Origin of the sequence: Thalassoglobus sp. JC818 (assembly GCF_040717535.1) — a bacterium.
Classification (GTDB): domain Bacteria; phylum Planctomycetota; class Planctomycetia; order Planctomycetales; family Planctomycetaceae; genus Thalassoglobus.
In genome coordinates, this window is the sequence record NZ_JBFEFI010000007.1 from 364,236 (window position 1) to 385,867 (window position 21,632).

Sequence of the window (21,632 nt, forward strand, 5' to 3'; positions counted from 1 at the left end):
GAGTGCACCGGAAAGAGCAACTTGCTCTAGAATCTCATAGTTTATTCACAGCACTTGTCGAAACATGCTTTCGATGAGTGCTGTTTTCGTTGAGGTGATCCGCTGTGTGTTCTTTGACACGCGATTGCGCTCCCTGGCCTGAACGATCTCAGCTTGGCTGAGTTACTCGGCCTGGCTCGCCAATGCGGTGACTGCGACTTGAGTTCCGAAGGCGAATAAGCTGTCGCCTTGTTCGATTTTGACTGTCCCTTCCGGTGCGATGATATGCTGCCCGGACTGGCGACGAATACCGATGACCATGATCCCTTTTTCACGAAGATCCGTCTGCGAGAGCTGTCGATCGATGTAGGGACTGTCTTCCTGAATCTGCACCTCAGCGAGCTCCAGATCGTTCTCGGAACCGTGCGTGACTTCAAGAAAATCTTCGATGCTCGGGCTCAGCATGAAGCGAGCCATCTTCATTGCGCCGCTGCTGAACGGGCTAATCACCCGAGTCGCTCCAGCACGCTGCAGCTTCAGGACTGCACCCTCCTCACTGGCTCGTGCAACGATCTGGATGGAACTGCAAAGCAGTCGAGCGGACAGCACGACGTATACGTTGTCTGCATCTGTGGGCAAAACTGTGGCCATCGATGTGGCGCGGGAGACTCCAGCTTCCTGAAGCACAGAGTCGTCTGTTGCGTCCCCGTGCACATAAAGCCAGCGTGATTCCTTGCAGATTTCTTCGAGTCGCTGCAAATCGCGATCGATGACCACGAACGGTTTTCGCTTCGCTTCCAAATGCTCGCAAATGGCTGTCCCCATCCGTCCCATTCCACACACGATGAAATGGTCGTTGAGAGCTTCGAGTTGCTGATGCATTCTTCTCTTCTCCAGGAGCGTGCGGATGTCTGCATTGACAATGATTTGTCCGAGCTGAAAGGCACTGTAGGTGAAGATTCCAATCCCAACCATCATGTAAATAATGATGAAGACCATGCCTTCCGGAGTTCGCGGAACATCACGCGACCCGACAGTCGTCAGAGTAATCACTGCCAGATAAGCAGCTTCCAGCCAAGTCGAATCGGAGAGCGCGTGAATACCGACCGTCCCGAAGATCGTAATCCCCAGGAGCAGAACGAAAATAACCACGAGTTGTCGCATTCGACAATCAATCCCCACCGACGTGCTGAATCTCGCCCGAATTTTGTTTTCGGGGCAATCCAGACATTTCTCAAACTCGATCTCGCCAATCCGCTCAAGCAACAGCAGCTTGCTCGACTCTTCTCGGTGAGCCATACACCGGGTGAATCACGAGGGGCACGAAGCCGAACGCTGCAAACCTGATACGAATGTGGTCACAGAATAGCGAATGCAGTGTCGCTGAGCGAATTCAGAGAGAGACTACTCGGTAATCGTCGAGAGCGGATGAGAGCTGACCTTGGGGTTCACTTCGCGGAGCGGGTTCGATTCTCCGATTTGAACCGGAGCGCTAGTGCCATCCATTTCGCGAAAAGCTTCGACGCGTGTCCGGATGCTCTTTCGCTGATTGAACTGCAGGGCTCCCTCCAGAGTGACAACCATATCAATTTTCTGAAGCGTCTCGCTGCGACGGGGAAGGCCGTTGTCGGTGTCGATTTCTGAGCTTCCGACCGTTTCGCCGCCGGTCACTGTAATTCGCACTCCAGTTTCTTCATCGACCGCAACGGGAGTTGTCGACGGCGTGACCTTTCCGCGAATGTCGACGACTGCCACTCCTGATTCGATCCTCTTCAACGTATAGACGTTCAATGAGTGCATTGGAATCGGTCGAGTGAGCGTGAACGAGCGTTCCCATTGATCCCCAGCACGATAGCGAGGATTGCGGGGCAACTGGCCGATGGCTTCACCGATGAAATCTGCCAGCCCGGAATCGCCGGAAGCGGTTTCCACTTCGAGAACGACATCGGCGTGAAACTCTTCCGGGATGCCATGCAGCACTGATGCGACAAATTGATCAAATTGCTCGACGGAAGCAATTCGCAAGTCTTCATCGAGCCAACAGGTAAACCCAGACTGACTCATATTCAGAAACGCCTGCAATGTCGGCGACAACTCTTCAGGTGGCTGATCCGAATCAAAGTCGACGGAATCCTCTCCAACGCGCTGACTGAACAGAATTCGGTCGTAGTCAACTCGAAGCTTCGTTCGCTTGTCGACTCGATCTTCAACTGTGAACACGAATCGCACATCGAGATTGCTGACGACTTGTTGCGACGGACCTGAAAGAGAATCCTGCAGCAACTCCTGTTCAACTCGTTTGCGAAGCGGGAATCGCTCCCCGACTTGCAGGCTTTGATCAGCGGACAGATATTCGGAGGATTTGACGGAGTCTTGCTCGGACGCCACCGGAGTTTTAGCGTCCCACGAGCGTTCTGGCTCGTTCGCCTGATCTGTTTTTTTGTCTTTTCCGCAACCGGCGAACGAAATCAGCACGATCAGCCCAAGCATCGCCTGCCATCCAGTGAAACTCCGCATCATCAACTCCTTCGATGATTTTGTGGCCCGCGAGTGAAAATCGGCCCCTGTCTCAATTTTCCAAGATGGTGAAAGATATCATTTTCAGCGGAACAGAATCCAGACCACTTTGCATGAAATCACAAAGGAGTAAAGTGTTTCACTGAAAGAACATAATCCTCAGACAGAATGACCTGGCCGGGTGTGAATACTGGGGCGCAGAGGCAGGTTGATCGCGACGAACGGGAGATTTTCATGGATTCAGGGAAGAGAGTGCAGGTCGCGATTCTGGGGGGCGGACCAGTGGGACTGGAAGCGGCGGTAGCCTGTGCTCAGTCCGGGCTTGAATTCGTTCTCTTTGAACGAGGGGCGATTGCTGACAACGTGCAGAAATGGGGGCACGTGCAACTCTTCAGCCCGCTTTCGATGAATCTCTCTTTAGAGGCATGTCGCTTACTGAGTGAAAAGGGGCATCCCGTTCCATCCGAAAACGCTCTGCTGACCGGTAGAGATTTCGTCGAGCAAATACTTGTTCCGCTTGCGAAATCGCTGAGACCTTTCGGGCGTATTCAAGAGCACTCGAAGGTCGTGCACGTAAGCCGTGACGGGTTGCTCAAATCAGATTTCATTGGAAATGAACAGCGACAAGCGGCGCCGTTTCGGTTGTTTGTTAAAGCCGGGGACGAAGATTCGATCGTGTTGGCGGATGCGGTCATCGACTGTACCGGCACCTTCGGGAATCACAACTGGCTCGGGAGTGGTGGCATCCCGTGCTTGGGAGAACAAAGATTCTCCGAGAGGATTCGCTACGACATTCCTGACATTCAGGGCGTTGACCGATCCGAGTATCAAGACCAGAAGACGCTGATTGTCGGTGCTGGGTATACCGCAGCGACGAACGTCGTCAATCTGTCAGAGTTGGCGAAATCAAGCACAAGGACTCAGATCGTGTGGGTGACTCGTCGAAGTGCTTCGGCCCCGATTCCCCGGATCGAAAATGATTCTTTGATTGGTCGAGATTCGCTCGCTGAGCGGGCGAACAGTCTGTCCGTCGCGAACGACAGTCCCGTCACATGGATGTCAGGATACGTCGTCGAAGAAATTAGAAGCGGCGTCAAATTTCCGCTGTCGGTCACTCTTACGAACGTTGAGAGTCATGAAAAGGCAGAAATCGAAGTCGACCGGATTCTCGGGAACGTCGGCAATCAACCGGATCGGTCGATGTGTCAGGAACTCCAAGTCCATGAATGTTACGCATCGTTTGGACCAATGAAGCTGGCTGCTGCCCTGATGGGGGAGACTTCGGCGGACTGCCTTACTCAAGCATCGCACGGTATTGATGTTCTGCGTTCCCCGGAGCCAAATTTCTTCGTTTGCGGCTCCAAGAGTTATGGCCGGAACTCTCGTTTTCTGATGCGAATCGGAATCGAGCAGGTCCAACTGGTCGCTGCTGAGTTAAGCAAGATTCTTTCGAATCGAGAAGCTGGCTAGAGCTAAAAGAAGAACGCTTTCCCTGCAAACAATGTCGCGGGGAAAGCGTTCTGAAATTTTCTCGAAACCTGTTTCGCTCAGTTGATTGAGCAATTGCTGCATTAATGTGTAAATGCTGGCATTCGCAATTGGTGAGCGACCATCACGGTCGATTAACTACCGCTTTGAATCACTCCATCGGCCTCGAAAGTGAGAGGGAGTTCTCGGCCTGCGACGTTGACAGTGAATGTCTCGGCGAAGTTTCCGGGTTCATCCGGGACCTTCACTCGGAATGGAACAACGTGCACAGTTTTGGGGGTATCGGTGACTGGTTTGATCTCAAAACAGTCAGGATGCCCATCGCACTCGATGCTCTCGATGACGAACGGACGACGCCCTTTGACCACAACGTTGAAAGGCTTGGTTTGGCCGGGAGTCAGGCTTCCCAGATCAAAATGGCTGGGAACGATTTCGATGTCGGGAGAGACCCGTCCGGATACCAGAAGCGGGACTTCTGGAGAGCTCTTGTCGTCAGTAACCAACAGGATACGGTCCTGAAAGTCCCCGAGTGGGGCGGTTTTGTCCAACTGAATAGTGAGTTCGTATTCGACCCGGCCAGCGGTGCGCACGATTTCGTTGAGTTCAACCTTCAGGTTCTCGTCATCGACTTTGACGTCCTTGATCGCCCAGTCGCTTCGACCGGCGTAGGCGACTTTGACTTTGCGTTCAGCGCCGAGTTGATAGTCGACTGCTCCGAAATCTGCATTGCCCGGAGTGAGGACAACATCGGAGCGAATGTAGGCTGTGATCGGAACACGCACTGTCTTTTGAGCAGTCCCTTTTGCTCCGCGGAACTCAAGAGTGATATCGACGTTCGAGTCCTTGCGGTGCATGAATTTGACGGTGTCCATTTCGACGTCAATTTCAGCCACGTCTCGTGTTTTCAGGAGAGACTTGTTGGGCTTCGCAGCAGTGCAGCCGCAAGTTGTTCCAACGTTGACGATGTGAACGTCTTCTTCGTACAGATTGGTGACTTCGATGACATGTCGCGTTTCAGCACCGCGTGCAACCGTTCCGAAGTCGACCTTGAGGTCGGACAGCATTTTCTCAGCCCAGTTTAATTCGCGCCCGGACTGAGCAAATGTTGGAGATGTCAGGTTCGAGCTGATCAAACCGACCAACGCAACGATCAGCAAATTCCGATTCATCACAGTTTCCTGTTCTCTCCCGATGCCACGACTTGCAACTGGACTCATAGTATCAGTTTGATATGTTGACTGTTCGATGCGTTGTGGACTCAAAGTGCATCATTCGTCATGGCAGTTTATCAAAATCACCACCGCACAATAACAGATTCATCTCAGAAATCACGAACGACGGTGTCGCTGGCTCAACATGCAAGTTGCACGCCGAACTGATTCGCGATTTTCACTCCAAAGATGACCGCAATTCGAGCGGAATCAAATCAATCGCTCGTGATCAAACGGTGGCAGATCGAATTCGTTCCCACCTGGAACAAACGTGTCTGTTCAGGAAGGATAACAGGCTTTGACAATCAGGCAATTGTCGGGCGAGTTGAGCGGTTGCGCAAAGAGAAGAGCCATGCTTCGGTCGAGGTGAACCAAAGCATGGCTGCGGAGATGAATCGATTGTCGTAGGTGAGGCCACTCACCTGAATTCACATCTTGGGACGAGTGTCAAACTTTCTCGGGTGTGACTGAGTCACGATTTTTGAACGGAAGGAAATTCAATTCCTTGCACACTTTGCCAAATTTGACCGTTCCAGCTTTGAGTGTGTCGACGTTTTGCAATTCTGATGCGACGCGTTTGAGATTCGGATTTACTGAGTGAGAAGCTCTCGAATCATCATGATGGCGGCCGGGCCGACGAGCACCACGAAAATCCCGGGGAAAATGAACAGCACGAGCGGGAAGATCATTTTCACAGCGGTCGCAGCTGCTTTCTCTTCAGCCAGCTGGCTTCGCTTGATTCGCATGCTGTCTGACTGCACACGCAATGCCTGTGCGATCGAAGAACCGAACTTGTCAGCCTGAATCAGAATCGCAGCGAGAGCCTTGACGTCGTCGACTCCGGTTCGAATTCCAAGATCGTGTAGAACTTCGCGTCGATTTCGGCCGAGTTGAAGTTGCTTGTTGCAGTGATTGAACTCTGTGCAGATCTCTGGAGAAGCATCTCCCAACTCTTCAGCGACGCGTCTCATGGCTGCATCCAGACCAAGTCCGGCTTCCACACAAACGACCAAAAGGTCCAGAGCATCTGGGAGGCTGAGGAAAATCTTCTGTTTGCGGGAGTATGCGAGGAGCGTCAAGAAGACGCCGGGCAGAAACAGCCCGAGTCCACCGAAAGCGATCAAAACGAGCATCGCATCAGTCGACAATCCCATTGTCAGGAAGCCTAGACCACCACCGAAGAAAATTCCAAGAGCCAGGCAGGCAACTTTAATGGCCAGGTAAAGCGTTGGAGCATTCGGTGAAGAAAACCCGGCGTTGGCCAGTTTCACCTTCAAATTGTTTTGTTCAAGGTCGGTCTTGGGCTGCACAACTCGCGAGAGGGCAGGGGCTGCCTTTTTGAAAGCGCTGCTGACGCCGCTTTCCTTAATGCTGTCACCGTCCGCACGGCGTTTTTTTCCTTCTTTTAATTCTTCCAGGCGTTCCGCGACTCGCGAATCGCTCTTTGAGAATGCAGAGACGACTGCCCAGATCCCGAGCATCACCGCTGCGAAGACCGCGTAAGGGATGAATGTGGTCATTTCCATGGAAGACTCCAGAAGTCACTATTACAAGGTCGTTGTCGACCAGTTCGCAAGGAGAGGGTTTTCAGAGAGACGTGTGAATCAGACTTTGATCGAAATAATCTTCTTAATGACAATGGCCCCCAGAATTTGAAGGACGACCGCCACAGCGACCATTTTTCGCCCGAGTTCGTCAGTGAACAGCAGCATGACGTACTCAGGATTCAGCTTCCAAACAGCGAAGAAGAGTGCGATCGGCAAGGCCATCAGCACGATACCGCTGATTCGACCTTCCCCGGTGAGTGCCTGAACTTGGCCAAGAATTCGGAATCGATCGCGAATAATGCGTCCGATCTTGTCGAGGATTTCTGCGAGGTCACCACCCGATTGACGTTGAATGGAAACGGCCATCGCGAAGAACTTGTAGTCCATATTCGGAACGCGGATATAAAGGTGAGCGAGTGACTCCTCAACTGGCACACCAAGGTTCTGTTCCTCGTATGCGATGTTGAATTCTTTGGAAATCGGGTCCGGAAGTTCGTCGACAACCACTTTCATCGCAGCGGAAAGGCTGTGTCCTGAACGCAACGCTCGAGCAACAAGTTCCATCGCGTCGGGAAGCTGTTTCGAAAATTTCTTGAAGCGGCGGCTTCGTTTGAACAACAGCCACCCGAAGGGCAGCAACGCACTGACGATAAACACGAGAGGGTAAGTCGGGAGTGGGATGCGAGACAGATATCCTGCTCCAAGTCCGATACCGCCGCACGCCATGACGACCATCAGAAAGACTTCGGGCTTCATCTGAACGTCTGCTTGAACAAACAACAGACGCATGTTGAGGAATCGTTCCATGAACCGGTTTGCGGCTCCGGAGATGCCTTCCATCCCTTCTTTCATCAACGCATCGCGGGTGACTTGAGGGCCATCAGACTTGGCTCGCTTCTTCCCAGCGAGAACGTCGAGTCGATCTTCAATGTCTTTGCTGCTGTTGCCCTGCATGAGCAAAAGAGCAGAGATGATCGCTCCGAAGACTCCGATGAAGGCAATCACGGATGCTGTCATCGGGTCGATTGTCGTGGGAAGAAATGTTTCGAAATTCATTGGGCGGACCCCATTTATTCAATCGAATTGAATTCAGAAGATGAAATTGAAATGTTGGCGAGTGCCAGTGATGACAGGTGGGTCAGGACCCCAATCGTCGGGCTGCAAACAGGTTCGCTGGCAGTCTGACTCCGGCAGCTTCGAGTCGATCCATGAATGCTGGTCGAACTCCTGTTGATTCGAAGTGACCGAACGAACGTCCGTCGGAATCGATACCGTCTTGCATGAAGCGGAAGATGTCCTGCATGATGATCGTGTCCTGCTCCATGTTCAGAACCTCGGTCACGTAAGTCAGCTTTCTCGGACCACCCTGCAGACGGCTGGCCTGAATGATCAGGTCGACCGCTGAGGAGAACTGATGTCGAATCGCTTTGAGCGGGAGTTCCGTTCCGCCCATGGTGACCATCGTTTCAATACGAGAAACAGCGTCACGTGGGTTGTTGGCGTGCACGGTCGTCATTGACCCTTCGTGACCGGTGTTCATCGCCTGAAGCATGTCGAGCGTTTCCGGTCCACGACATTCCCCGATGATGATTCGGTCAGGTCGCATACGCAGGGCGTTTTTCACAAGGTCCGTCGCGGAAATCTTGCCTTTGCCCTCAATGTTTGGAGGACGAGTTTCCAGGCGAAGCACGTGTTCTTGTTGAAGCTGAAGTTCCGCAGCATCTTCGATTGTGATGACTCGCTGATCACCTTGAATGAAGCTTGATAACGTGTTGAGCAGTGTCGTTTTACCGGAACCAGTACCACCACTGATGATGATGTTGAGGCGGGCCTTGATCGCTCCTTCCATGAGCATCACCATCTCAGGGGTGAAGGCTCCGAAGTTCAGAAGGTCTTCCAGCGCGAGTGGCTTCGAACCGAATTTTCGAATGGTCAGCGAAGGTCCATCAAGCGCGAGCGGCGGGATGATCGCGTTCAAACGAGACCCATCCGGAAGTCGGGCATCACACATCGGAGACGTCTCGTCGATTCGTCGTCCGACGCGGGAAACGATTCGGTCGAGAATCTGAAGCAAGTGATCGTTGTCGCGAAATGTCACCGGCGAACGTTGGATCCGTCCATTTTTTTCGACGAAGACGTGTTTCGGCCCGTTGATCATGATGTCGGCCACGCCTTCCTCTTTCATGAGGATCTCAAGCGGACCAAATCCGAAAGTCTCGTCAAGAACTTCCTCGATGAGGCGTTCTCGTTCTGAGCGGTTGAGCAGTGGGTTTTCGGTATCGCAGAGGTGTTCCACGACCAGCCGAATCTCGCGACGAAGAGTATCCCCTTTGAGTTCACCCAGTTTGTTCAGGTCGAGTTTGTCAACGAGTCGACCGTGAATCAGTCGCTTAAGATTCTCAAAATCGTCTTGAGATGTCTCGCGTTTCAGCCTCGATATTGGCGGGGAAGCCATGCATCGCTCTCCATTGAATCTCTATGCACGAAACCCGCGCGGGATCTCTGCAGATGGACAATACTTGGCGAAACCTAGCTCACGCTCGCGGTGAGGAATTCCGGAATCGTCAGAGGTGTTGAAAAAATCCGACACACCGGAGAGATTGACTCGTCACAAACCGGGCAATCAGCGTCAACTGAAAGCACTTTTCCGGTTGTAGTGTTAAAAACGATACTGCGGATGCTGGAAACGACTCGGTAAAGTGTGGGGTTTTCGATTGACTATTGAAATTCTCTCACTTACGGTAAACTTCAGAGAGAAGCTGAGCGCTCGTGGAAAATGTGATGCACTCTCTTTACAGGTCTCCTGACCTGGCAAGTTGACTTCCCCCCCGCCGAGATTCTCAACCGAATCTCACCATGCCCACCTGAATTTGTGAGTTCATTCCCGAAACGGATCGTTCGTCGGTGAAAGAGAAGCGTGCAAACCGCATTCACTTTTTCATCAGGAATGGAATTGTCACACCTACCTAAACTTGAGTCCAACAGGACAAGGAGCAGAGGTTAATGTCCAACGTATCGCAGCATTCGATGAAGGGGCATGGTTGTGCCCCAGCTCACTTTCAGCAGCTGTCGCGTCGTGGCTTTCTTCAAATCGGCATGCTTGCCGGAACTTCACTGACTCTCCCTCAACTTCTCGCCCGTCGTGCTCAGGCCGAACTCAAAGATTACGACAACTTCGAAGGCACTGCGAAATCGATCATCCACATCTTCCTGCCCGGTGGACTCGCCCAGCAGGAATCGTTCGACCCCAAACCGTATGCTCCGATCGAATACCGTGGGGAAATGCGGAACATTAAAACGAAGCTGGACGGCGTTCAGTTCGGAGAGACTCTGCAGAAGACCGCTCAAATCGCTGACAAGCTTTGCGTGATCCGTTCGATGTCGCATGGAGAAGCAGCTCACGAACGCGGCACTCACAATATGTTCACCGGTTATCGACCAAGTCCGGCACTGCAGTTCCCCTCTATCGGCTCTGTGATCAGTCAACAATACGGAAGCCGCAACAACCTGCCTCCTTACGTTTGTGTTCCGAATCAGCCAAATGTCTACGCGGGAAGCGGCTATCTGAGTTCGGCATTTGCTCCGTTCTCACTCGGAAGTGATCCAGCAGCCGGCGGATTCAAAGTTCGCGACCTCAATCTCCCGAGCGGAGTTGATGAGAGCCGTTTCGCGAATCGACGATCCGCACTCGAAGCAGTGAATGCTTACTTCCAGAGTCGTGAGACTTCGGACCAGATCAACGCCATGGATTCGTTCTACGAATCGGCATACAACCTGATCTCGTCACCGGAAGCACGGGAAGCGTTCGATCTCGAGAAAGAAGATGCCAAACTTCGCGACGAATACGGACGTAATCAAGCTGGAGCGAGAATGCTCCTCGCTCGACGCCTTGTCGAAGCTGGAGTTCGTATGGTGAACCTCACCTACGGCGGATGGGACAATCACGACAACATCGTCGCGAACTTCCGACGTCAAATGCCGAGCTTCGACCAGGCATTCTCCCGCCTGATTACTGATCTCGATGAGCGTGGCCTTCTCGATGAAACACTCGTCATGGTCTCTTCCGAATTCGGACGAACGCCGAAGATCAACAACACCGCTGGCCGGGATCACTGGCCGAAAGTCTTCAGTGTCGCTCTCGCCGGTGGCGGAATTAAGCGTGGTCACGTTTACGGATCATCGAATGCGACCGCGAGCGAGCCCGAAGAAAACGAAGTGAGCGTCGAAGACCTGTTCACGACTGTCTACCACGCGCTTGGAATCGTGGCAGATAAAGAACTGATGGCTCCTGGTGACCGACCGATCGAAATCGTCGATGGCGGTTCGGTTGTTCAGGACCTGCTGGCTTAGCCCGATTTCTCTGCGAAGGGAATGACTCTGAGAGTGGTCAACGTCACGGCGGCTTTGCGTTGCTTGTTGAGTTCTCGAAAGTGTCGACGCAATCCGTCTCATTGACCACACACAACGCCCACCCTGTTGACATGTGTCCACAAGGAGAAATTATGCGATGCCTTAGAGCATTTTTCGAAATGGTGTTTGCAATCACGCACGAGTACACGGGACGAAATCAACTTCAAACGGTCTCCGCGACTGCACCAGCGAGAGCGACACAATTTCGAATTCTCGGGGTTCTGTGCTCGCTGGCTTTCCTCGTCTGCTCGCAATCACTTTTTGCCGCCGCTCCTCGATTCACCGACGTTTCTCCGCGAGCTGGAACTCGCGGCCAGGAGCTGACGATCACGTTGAGCGGTTCAAACCTTGAAGACGCAGAAGAACTGCTGCTCTACGATGACGGCCTCGAAGTACTTTCGATCGAACACCCTGAAGACGATAAAGAAAAGAACCGTAAGGTCCTCATCCGCCTGAAAGTTGCTGAGGATTGCCGTTTGGGAACGCAGAGAATGCGAATCCGAACGCGCACCGGACTTTCTGATCTGCAGAATTTCGTCATCAGCCCGTTCGAAGTCCTCAGCGAAAAAGAACCCAACACGGACTTCGCGACTCCTCAGGAAGTCACCCTCAACTCCAGCGTGGTAGGCCGTATCGACCGCGAAGACGTCGATTACTTCGTGATTAATGCAAAGCAGGGTGAACGGATCAGTGCGGAAGTCTTCGGGACACGCATCGGTGCCTCAACTGGCATTAACTACTTCGATCCGTATCTCGCGATCATTGACGAGGACCGGTTCGAAATTGCAGTGAACGACGATGCTCCGCTTGTTCTCAATGACGCTGTCGTGTCGGCGATCGCCCCTCGCGACGGACGGTACATCATTCAAGTTCGCGACTCCTCCTACAACGGAGATGGTCGAGCAGATTACGTCTTGAGCATCGGGAATTTCCCGCGACCGACCGCAGTCATTCCTTCCGGAGGCAAACCGGGGGAAACATTGACGGTCACCTTCCTCGGTGACCCACTCGGGCCGATTACTCAGGACGTCACTCTCCCCAGCGATCCAAAGATTGAACGATTCGGACTTGAGGTCCGCGATGAATTCGGCCTCGCTCCATCGCTGCAGCCATTCCAACTCAGTTCCCTCGATAACACGACCGAAGCGGAGCCAAACAACGACCGCAAGGCGGCCACTGCTTGTGCTGCTCCAGGAGCTGCGAACGGCGTGATCTCTGAACCGGGAGACATCGACTACTTCAAGTTCACTGCAAAGAAAGATCAGCAGTTCGATATCGAAGTTTATGCCCGTCGACTGCGTTCCGGTCTCGATCCCGTGGTGACTGTCGTGAACACGGAAACAGGCAAAGGCGTTGTCTCAAACGACGACAGCCGTGGGCCCGACAGTTACGTCCGGTTCAAAGCACCCGAAGACGGAGAATATTCCGTCGGCGTGTACGACCATTTGCGTCGCGGGCAGGCAGATTTCACCTATCGGATCGAGATCAGCCCGATCGAACCATCGCTGCAAGCCAGCCCCACCGAATTCGCTCGATACGTTCAACACCAGATCATCATTCCTCAGGGAGCGGGATCCGGAATCGTCGCAAATGTTCAACGCAAAGATATCGGAGGAGCGGTCAATTTCCGCAGTGCAGACCTTCCGGAAGGTGTGCGAGTGGAGTGTCCCGAAGGCTGGCGAAATGATGGATCGATGTCCGTTGTCTTCTTCGCCGATGCGAATGCTCCGCTCTCTGGAAAGTTTTCATCCATCGAGACGTTCCTCGATGACCCCAAACAGCCCGATCGAGTTGTCACTGGTCCGCTTTATCAGGACGTCTTGATGGTCCGCGGTCGCAACAACAACCGGGTCTGGGAAGAGCGAATGAATCGGTTGCCAATTGTGGTGACGCAAAAGGCCCCGTTCCGAGTCTGGGCAGAAGCACCACCCGTGCCCATTGTGCGTGGCGGCTCGCTCAATCTCGTCGTTAAGTGTGAGAAAGACGAAGGCTGGGACGAAGACATCAGCGTGCGATTGCTCCAAAATCCACCGGGAATCAATTCGAGTGGGTCGGTGAAAATCGCAAAAGGACAGACAGAAGCCTCCATTCCGATCAATGCTGCAGGCAATGCTGCTCTTCGTGAATCAATGATCTCGCTGCGTTGTACCGCCAACATCGGAAACGGGGCGATCGAACTCTGCACCGAGTTCATTCCGCTACGAGTCGAAGATCAATACGCCACCTTTGAATTCGTTCAGTCCGCTGTTGAACAGGGGAAAGAAGTGACCTTCCCAGTGAAGGTCAACAAGCAGAAGGACTTCGCAGGATCAGCCACTGTTGAACTTCTTGGCCTTCCAGCCAACGCGACGGCAGAAAAACTTGAAATGACTGCGGAGACGACCGAACTGAACTTCAAAATTCAGACCACGGAAAAGACTCCGCCGGGCATGAGCAAGAACGTTTTCTGCCGAGTCATGGTTCCTGAAAACGGAGCGACAATCCTGCACAATCTCGGTTCAGGAGTCCTCCGCGTCGACAAACCGCTCCCCCCGAAACCTGATGCCCCCAAACCGGCTCCAGAGGTCGCGAAAGCCCCTCCTGCTGAGAAGCCACTATCGCGTCTGGAACAACTTCGCCTTCAAAAGAGACAACAAGCGGAAGCTGCTCAGGCGGAATCAGGCGATTGACACCGCCGACTTTTCCTGATTCCCCAGAATTTCACCTTCGCTATTCCAAGACGACCACCACGTTGACGGAGTCACGATCGGACGATCATCCATGAGAAATCTACTTCTGAGCATCATCTGTGTACCCGTTCTGTCCCTGGCAACCAATTCGCTGGTTTTGGCAGACGGTAACCTGGTCGAACTGCGAGTTTTTCCGAAAGACGTCTCTCTGACGACGAAGCGAGACTTCCAGTCGGTCGTCGTTCAGGGATATTACGACAACGGACTGACCGCTGACCTGACTGAACAGGCACAATGGAAAGTCGAAAATGCTTCTCTTGTCTCGCAGGAGAACAATGTCTTCCGACCGGCCGCCGATGGCGAAACACAAATGACGGTTTCTGTCGGTGAGAAGTCGGTGACCGTGCCGGTCAAAGTGGCTCGTGCGGGCGATGATCGCCCAGTGAGTTTTAAATTGGACGTGATGCCTGCTTTAACGAAATCTGGATGCAACACCGGAAGCTGTCATGGTGCTGCTCGCGGAAAAGATGGATTCAATCTTTCACTCTTCGGCTACGATCCAGCTGGAGATCATTTCCGAATCACTCGTGAGCAACCTGGCCGTCGAGTCAACCTCGCGATCCCAGAAGCCAGTTTACTGGTTGAGAAAGGGGCCGGTGTCGTTCCTCATACCGGAGGAAAACGCTTCGATCTCGATTCCAAGATCTGCCAGACGATCGTTGAATGGGTCGCCAACGGCACGCCCACCGATCCCGCTGATCAAGCAACGTGTACATCCATCGAAATGTACCCGAAGCAAGCTGTCCTTGATGGAACGGGCGAATCACAGCGAACAGTTGTCATCGCAACTTATTCAGATGGAACCGTTCGCGATGTCACCAGCCTTGCTGCGTTCACAACTAGCAATGAAACCGCGATCGCAGTTGATGAACAGGGGCTTGTGACAGCTGGCGAACGTGGCGAAGGATTCGTCATGGCCCGATTCGACGTTCACACTGTCGGATCTCAATTCCTATCGCTTCCCAAAGGGCTCCAGTACGAAGAACAACCAGAAACTCCCGCGAACGAAATCGACGTTCTTGTCGCCCAAAAGCTGAAGAAGCTTCGCCTGCATCCTTCCGAACTCTGCTCAGACGAAGAGTTTCTCAGACGCGTCTCTATCGACCTGATCGGTCTGACTCCAACGTACGAAGAATACACAGCGTTCGTCGCAGACTCAGCTCCGGACAAACGTGCTCGCAAGATTGACGAACTTCTCGACCGCAAAGAGTTCACCGAAGTTTGGGTTTCAAAATGGGCTGAGTGGCTCATGATGCGATCCAACAATCAGGTCTCACAAAAGTCGATCTTCCTCTACTATCAATGGCTTGTTGAACAGATCGCGAACAACGTCCCCATGGACGCCATGGTTCGCGAAATCCTCTCGTCAAGCGGCGGAACCTTTACTACTCCGCAGACGAACTTCTATGAAATCGAACGTGACCAGCTCAAAGTGGCAGAGAACGTCGCTCAAATCTTCATGGGGATGCGGATTCAATGTGCCCAGTGTCACAACCATCCATTCGACCGGTGGACGCAGGACGAATACTACGATTTTGCTGCATTCTTCTCGCAGGTCGGACGAAAACGCGGCGAAGATGAGCGAGAGCAAATTATCTTCAACCGAGGCGGTGGAGAGGTCAAACACCCGGTGACTGGTCAAAACTCCACTCCCAAGTTTCTTGGGGGGGCTTATCCTGAAACCAAAGGAAAAGATCGACGCGAAGTTGTCGCGAACTGGCTCGCTTCGAAAGAGAATCCTTTCTTCGCTAAGAACTTCGCAAACCGCATCTGGCATCACTTCTTCGGCATTGGAATCGTCGAACCGATCGACGATTTCCGGATCTCCAATCCAGCGAGCAATCCGGAACTTCTCGATGAGCTCGCGCAGCGTCTGACTGACTACGATTACGATATGCGAAAGTTGATTCGCGATATCTGTAACTCGAACACCTATCAGCGAACAACTCGTCGAAACGAAAGCAATATGACGGACGAGTTGAACTTCGCCCATCAAAACATTCGCCGCATTAAGGCGGAATCGATGCTCGACGTTATCAGCCACGTCACCAGCACCAAAGACGATTTCGCTAAGCTTCCGGTTGGGGCAAGAGCTGTCCAAATCGCCGACGGGGCAACGTCGACCTACTTCCTGACAACATTTGGCCGTGCGACGCGAGAAACGGCATGCTCGTGCGAAGTGAAAATGGAGCCAACTCTCTCGCAGGCACTTCATCTTCTTAACGGAGATACCGTCAACAACAAGATGAGACAGGGGAACCAGATCAAGTCCCTTCTCGATCAGGGTCTGTCTCCTGAACAAGTGATTGAACGGCTTTATATCACCACGCTGTGTCGGAAGCCGACTGCCGAGGAATTGGAGTCACTTTCACCACTCTATGCTGAAGGATCCAACGTCCAGCAAGGACTTGAAGATGCCTATTGGGCATTGCTCAACTCGCGAGAGTTCCTCTTCAATCATTGATCTGGCGTTGAAAGTCTCTTCCGTTGTCGAGGTCTGGTGAATTCCAACCCTGTCCCTGCACTCAACACGATTGTTACTCAGACTAGCTATCACCATGTTGAATCATTCGTTGAGAACTTCTCTGTTGTGTTTCGCCACTCTCGTCACCTTCACGTGTTCGCACGTCAGGGCTGAAGAGAAAGATTCGAAAACTGACGAGAAGCCCGTCGAGAAAATCACTTTCGACGACCATGTCCTCCCCGTTTTCCGTGCACGCTGCGGATCATGCCATAACGCAAATGATCGTCGCGGTGGACTGGTTCTCGATCAGTATGCCGGTGTCATGGAAGGTGGTTCTTCAGGGGAAGTTGTCGACCCGGGAAGTGCGGAGTTCAGCTATCTCTGGCTGCTGGTGAATCACGAAGACAGCCCGAAGATGCCACCCAATGCTGACAAACTTCCCGAGAGCGAGCTGGCTGTCATCCGCAAATGGATCGACATGGGGGCTCTTGAAAACGCGGGGAGCAAAGCCAAGATCAAAGAGCGAAAGTCTCTGGCGCGAATTGAGGTTTCGACCGAACGTCCTGCACATGTTGCGATGCCACAATCTTACTTTGGAGACCCTGTCGTCACTCCGCCGTCGACAAATGCTGTCACTGCATTGGCCACCAGTCCCTGGGCACCAATCGTTGCCATCTCCGGGCATCAGCAGGTGAGCTTGTACAATTCTCAAACGCGTGAGCCGTTGGGAGTTCTTCCGTTTCCGGAAGGGCAGCCACAGATCATCAAATTCAGTCGAAATGGATCGCTCTTGATGGTCGGCGGAGGGCGGGGCGGCCAGTCCGGAAAAGTGGTCGTTTACGATGTCGCGACAGGCGAGCGAAAGATTGAGGCAGGGGCTGAGTACGACGAAGTTCTCGCAGCAGATATTAGCTCCGACCAGATGTATATCGCGTTGGGCGGCCCTAAGAAAATGGTCCGTGTCTATTCGATCAATACAGGTGAGCTTGTTTACGAAAACAAAAAACATACCGACTGGGTGACAGCCATCGAATTCAGCCCGGATGGGGTTCTGCTCGCCAGTGGTGACCGCAGCAACGGTCTCGTCGTCTGGGAAGCCGATACCGGTCGAATCTTCTACGAGCTCAATGGCCATCGAGGCGCAGTCACTGATGTAAGTTGGCGTCCGGACAGCAACGTCCTGGCATCTGCGAGTGAAGATGGAACAATCAAACTCTGGGAGATGCAGAACGGAACCAACATCAAGTCATGGAATGCCCACGGTGGGGGAGCCTTGTCCGTTGAATACACTCGAGAAGGCTCACTCGTCTCAACTGGTCGAGACAAAATGGCTCGACTTTGGGACGGTGATGGCAAGAAGCTGAAAGACTTCGGCGGACTCAAAGATATCGGAATGGAAGTTGGGTTCGATGCTGACAGTCAAGTGGCCATCGCTGGCGACTGGTCAGGGGAAGTGCATTTCTGGAATGCGGCCGATGGAGCAGTTCTGGGCACGCTCAACACGAACCCTCCGACGGTTTCGCAGTATCTCTCTTCTCTCGAACCTCAGCTGGCGGAAGCACGCCAGAATCACCAGAAAGCTGCGGAAGCACTGGCGACGCTCACTGCCGGATTTGCTCAACGGCAAGCTGCCTCACAACAGGCAGCGAAAGAACTGGAAATCGCTGAGAAGCTGTTGGCCGAAACAACAGGACAGATGACCGCCACTGCCAATGAACTTCAAAAGCATGAGGGAGACTTGGTAAAAGCCAACGCTCAGGTTGGTGATTCACAGAACCAATTGACGCAAGCTCAAGCCATTCTCCAAACTGCGGAGGACGACTTGAAACCGGTCCAGGCAAACTTTGAGCAATTGACGACGAAGACCGAACAGTTCAAAGCAGCGCAGGAGGCTTCGGCTCGTGGGCTTGAGAAAGCTACGGAAACTTTTGAAATTCTCAAGCAAGCCGCTTCTCCCACTGCACAAGAGACGGCAGCCAATGATCCATCTGTGGCCGCTACTCTCGCCAAACGAAACGAAGTCGCGAAAACAGCTGAAGCAGCTGTGACGCTCGCGAAGATCGTCGCTGAGCAAGCTGCGAGTCAGTTTGCGACCGGTGCTGAGCAGCTTCGAGTCGCGACAGAAGCCTTCCAAGCCGCCCAGCAAACTCTCGCATCAGCGAAGGCGAACGTCGACAACTTTGAGAAACAACATGCTGCGAATCTTGCCACTCAGCAGCAGTCACAGCAGCAAGTCGTGAAATTCAAGTCCACTCTGGCCGAGTTGAAAACCTCGGCGGATGGGCAGACAGCGAGTCGCGACTCATTCAAAGAAAAGGCTGCCGCTCTCGCAAAGGCTGCGGTATTGACTGAAGAAGAGAACGCGCAGCTTCAAAGTGCAAAAGCCGCCGCTGAGGCTGCCCAGAAGCGACTTGAAAATCTCGAGAGTCAATTCAACCGACTCCAACTCGCTCGCAACGAACTGGCCTCTGCCCAGGCTGAATAGAACTGGTCTCGTGATCTGCGGGACTGTCCGAGTGCGGTGGAGCGAATGCCACCGCATTGGAAAATTCCGATTGGCTTAGTTGAGCCGTGCGATTTCGATCAGTCTTTGGCGAACAACATTGAGCGATCTTGAAATGCTTTGAATTCCAATGCATTTCCTGAAGGATCGAGGAAAAACATCGTCGCTTGTTCGCCGACTTGGCCTTCGAAGCGGACGTAAGGTTCGATGATGAACTCGATGCCTTTCGCGGAGAGTCGTTCCGCCAGTTCTTTCCATTGATCCATTTCGAGCACTACTCCAAAGTGCGGAACGGGGACAGCTTTGCCGTCGACCTGACTGTTCCTCTCGTCCCCAGTCTTAGTGTTCAGGTGTGGTCGCTCGTGGGCGACGATTTGATGTCCGAATAGATCAAAGTCGATCCAGGTGGCATCGCTGCGTCCCTCTGGCAGCCCTAACACTTCACCGTAGAACTTTCTCGATTCTGCCAGATTGCGAACCGGAAAAGCCAGGTGAAACGGAGACAGCGGTTTCTCTTCAGCCATTATGGTCCCTTTTCGGCGATTCTTGAGTCACTCGGGCGAGCGTGAGCAGCTATTTTCACGACTTCTTGGTTTGATTGCATCTCAGGAAGCAGAGGTTTTTCGGGATCCATGTACTCCGAATCGGCACCACAAAACGTATGCGTCTTAACCGATGCGTAATTCTTGAAAAACTCTTGAGCATTGCATCGACAGTCGCTGAGCTTAAACTGCCACCGAAACTCACTCATTCCTGTTGTGCGATCGGCAATCATGACTTCTTCGGCGAGCAATGAAAAGCATCTGGCTGCAGCTGCGGCAGTCTCCATGATTCAAGATGGGATGGTGATTGGGCTGGGAAGCGGTTCGACGTCAGCGATTGCAATCGAACTGATTGGTGAACGCGTTCGTTCTGGCCTCCAAATTGTCGGAGTTCCGACCTCAACTGCCTCTGAAGAATTGGCCCGAAAAGCTTCGATTCCACTCACGACCCTCGATGAGTCTCCAGAGATTGACATCACAATCGATGGGGCCGACCGGTTTAATGATCAACTCGATCTGATCAAAGGGGGCGGGGGAGCTCTGTTGCGTGAAAAAATCGTCGCAGCCGCCTCGAAGCAGCTCACCATCATCACAGATTCACAAAAGAGAAGTAATCCGCTGCACGGGTTTCCCGTCCCGGTGGAAGTGGTTCCGTTTGGGCTGAAACCACTCATGAAGCGGTTCGCCGCGTTGCAGTTGTCTCCTTGCCTGCGAATGCAGGCTGACGACGACTCTAAGCCGTTTGTGACTGACGAGAATAACTTTATCGTCGATCTTCAATTGTCTCAGATCGACGCACCGCTGGAATTGCAGTCGCTGTTGACTTTCCCCGGAATCGTGGAGCATGGCCTGTTTCTGGGGATGGCTTCATTCGTTCTGATGGGCGATGGAGCGGAAGTGAAGCGATTCGATCGCAATTAATTGACTCTTGCTGAAAGTCAGGACAAAAAAAGATCCTCGGCCATTTGCATGACCGAGGATCAATTTGGAAGCGTTCTGTTGCACCATGAACGCTAAAGGTTAAACCGCCGTGTCCAACCCGCTACTGAAATGAATTCAGTGAGTTTTCGTTTCGAAACGGAAGTCGATTAGACGTCCATTGCGAGACGGCGACGGTTGGCTCCGTAGAACACAAATCCGCCACATAGGACTCCCATGCCAAGTAAGATGAAGTTGCTTGGCTCAGGAACCAAACTCAAGTCCGATGTTCCGTGAAGAGTGCTGTCAAAGATGACACTACCTGTCCCGCCGACGTCGAATGTCAGCGTGTTGATCGGACCATCTTTGTTGATGATTCCGAAGAACGTTGGTGCGCTCCCACTATTTGTGGTGAACGAACCGCTGATGTCTCCGCCAAAATTTACGATCTGAGACGTGTTTTTTGTCGTTATGTCAAAACCAAACGCATTGATTGACGAGTCAAAGTTGAAGGTAAGCAAGCTGTTCACGTCGTTGACAAATGATGAAGCTCGATTTCCATCTGTAACCGCTGCTCCCATACCGAAAGTGGCATATTGGGCCTGAGTCATGTCGAGAAAGCTGTTTGGAGAACCCCCTGTTTCGTTGAAAGAGTAACCTGGCCGATTAATTGTGTCTGAGGAAGTAAATTTATCCTCATAACTGTCGAAAGTTAGCACCCCGCCCGTCGCAGCTTCAAAAGCCGCTCTGCTCGTGAACAGGATGAAGCCTCCCTGGGCTTCGGCATTGAATCCCCCGTAGAGCATGGCAACGCAGATACCCAAAAGCTTCACTTGACGCAACATTTTCACCTCTCCTATCTCCGCAGTTCTTGGTCGGTCGAAACATGTTGAGCGTTTGGGTCTTGGCTCCAGAATCCGTCACGGGCCAACATGACTAACGTGACCGTCAGGACTCCCAGAAGTTCCCTCAACAACTGTTCGCCTAATCCGCGCACAATCGCGGTCAAACGCTCAATCGACGTCGAACTCTGGAACAACTTTTAGGGTGAGGTCGGATAGAGAAGGGAAGGTTCGCGACATTGTGTGGAATGTGCCGACAGGGGGCGGTGCAACCAGTGCAACCCCTACAACTGGAGCAATCACATCCAAGATGCGCAATGCGAATGCACTGTCGATACGAAAACGGAAGGTTCAGGTCACAGCTTGACCACAGAAAATCGGCCTTCGCTTTAAATTGTTCGGACAGAAGGGCTAACTCAGGTATTCGGAATTGAGTCGAGCAGCGACGTTGGCTAGTTTTCCTTTGACTATTACTTGCCTTG

Annotated in this window: 14 protein-coding genes; 6 read left to right on the forward strand and 8 right to left on the reverse strand. The window is 52.7% G+C overall.

The annotated features are described in order from the left end of the window. Positions 1 to 162: 162 nt before the first annotated feature. Both AB1L42_RS19395 and AB1L42_RS19400 read right to left on the reverse strand, forming a co-directional pair. On the reverse strand, positions 163 to 1,143 hold the full coding sequence (locus tag AB1L42_RS19395) for a potassium channel protein (protein WP_367060001.1): 981 nt from the start codon (positions 1,141 to 1,143) through the stop codon (positions 163 to 165). A gap of 240 nt (positions 1,144 to 1,383) precedes the next feature. Next, a complete protein-coding gene (locus AB1L42_RS19400) occupies positions 1,384 to 2,496 on the reverse strand; it encodes a DUF6263 family protein (RefSeq protein ID WP_367060004.1) in 1,113 nt (370 codons plus the stop codon). Positions 2,497 to 2,730: 234 nt separating this feature from the next. Between AB1L42_RS19400 and AB1L42_RS19405 the strand changes: the two genes are divergently transcribed. Further along, the gene (locus tag AB1L42_RS19405) at positions 2,731 to 3,966 is read left to right on the forward strand and encodes a hypothetical protein (protein ID WP_367060007.1); all 1,236 of its coding nucleotides are present in this window, start codon (positions 2,731 to 2,733) and stop codon (positions 3,964 to 3,966) included. A gap of 152 nt (positions 3,967 to 4,118) precedes the next feature. Here AB1L42_RS19405 and AB1L42_RS19410 read toward each other — a convergent pair whose 3' ends face one another. From AB1L42_RS19410 to AB1L42_RS19425, 4 genes are all read right to left on the reverse strand, one after another. Continuing rightward, positions 4,119 to 5,153: a DUF1573 domain-containing protein gene (locus AB1L42_RS19410; RefSeq protein ID WP_367060010.1), complete on the reverse strand. Its 1,035-nt coding sequence runs from the start codon at positions 5,151 to 5,153 to the stop codon at positions 4,119 to 4,121. A gap of 632 nt (positions 5,154 to 5,785) precedes the next feature. Further along, positions 5,786 to 6,721, reverse strand: a complete 936-nt coding sequence (locus AB1L42_RS19415; protein WP_367060013.1) for a type II secretion system F family protein — start codon at positions 6,719 to 6,721, stop codon at positions 5,786 to 5,788. 78 nt (positions 6,722 to 6,799) lie between these two features. Beyond that, the gene (locus tag AB1L42_RS19420) at positions 6,800 to 7,798 is read right to left on the reverse strand and encodes a type II secretion system F family protein (RefSeq protein ID WP_367060017.1); all 999 of its coding nucleotides are present in this window, start codon (positions 7,796 to 7,798) and stop codon (positions 6,800 to 6,802) included. An 82-nt stretch (positions 7,799 to 7,880) separates the two neighbouring features. Next, positions 7,881 to 9,197, reverse strand: coding sequence for a CpaF family protein (locus tag AB1L42_RS19425; protein WP_367060020.1), 1,317 nt, complete (start codon positions 9,195 to 9,197; stop codon positions 7,881 to 7,883). A 572-nt stretch (positions 9,198 to 9,769) separates the two neighbouring features. Here AB1L42_RS19425 and AB1L42_RS19430 point away from each other — a divergent pair. The 4 genes from AB1L42_RS19430 (at position 9,770) to AB1L42_RS19445 (ending at position 18,830) form a co-directional block, all read left to right on the forward strand. Continuing rightward, positions 9,770 to 11,092 (forward strand): DUF1501 domain-containing protein, encoded by a 1,323-nt coding sequence (locus AB1L42_RS19430; RefSeq protein ID WP_367060082.1) that lies wholly within the window; start codon positions 9,770 to 9,772, stop codon positions 11,090 to 11,092. A gap of 152 nt (positions 11,093 to 11,244) precedes the next feature. Next, entirely contained in the window at positions 11,245 to 13,821 is a 2,577-nt protein-coding gene (locus AB1L42_RS19435) for a PPC domain-containing protein (RefSeq protein ID WP_367060023.1), read from the forward strand. A gap of 91 nt (positions 13,822 to 13,912) precedes the next feature. Beyond that, positions 13,913 to 16,345, forward strand: coding sequence for a DUF1549 and DUF1553 domain-containing protein (locus AB1L42_RS19440; protein ID WP_367060026.1), 2,433 nt, complete (start codon positions 13,913 to 13,915; stop codon positions 16,343 to 16,345). Positions 16,346 to 16,439: 94 nt separating this feature from the next. Further along, complete coding sequence (locus tag AB1L42_RS19445) at positions 16,440 to 18,830, forward strand: c-type cytochrome domain-containing protein (RefSeq protein ID WP_367060029.1); 2,391 nt, start codon at positions 16,440 to 16,442, stop codon at positions 18,828 to 18,830. Between the two features lie 98 nt (positions 18,831 to 18,928). Here the strand turns inward: AB1L42_RS19445 and AB1L42_RS19450 are convergent, their stop codons facing one another. Continuing rightward, complete coding sequence (locus AB1L42_RS19450) at positions 18,929 to 19,372, reverse strand: VOC family protein (protein WP_367060032.1); 444 nt, start codon at positions 19,370 to 19,372, stop codon at positions 18,929 to 18,931. A 249-nt stretch (positions 19,373 to 19,621) separates the two neighbouring features. Here AB1L42_RS19450 and rpiA point away from each other — a divergent pair, with 249 nt between their 5' ends. Beyond that, positions 19,622 to 20,311, forward strand: a complete 690-nt coding sequence (rpiA, locus tag AB1L42_RS19455) for a ribose-5-phosphate isomerase RpiA (RefSeq protein WP_367060041.1) — start codon at positions 19,622 to 19,624, stop codon at positions 20,309 to 20,311. Positions 20,312 to 20,478: 167 nt separating this feature from the next. Here the strand turns inward: rpiA and AB1L42_RS19460 are convergent, their stop codons facing one another. After that, positions 20,479 to 21,153: a PEP-CTERM sorting domain-containing protein gene (locus AB1L42_RS19460; RefSeq protein ID WP_367060047.1), complete on the reverse strand. Its 675-nt coding sequence runs from the start codon at positions 21,151 to 21,153 to the stop codon at positions 20,479 to 20,481. Between the last annotated feature and the right edge of the window lie 479 nt (positions 21,154 to 21,632).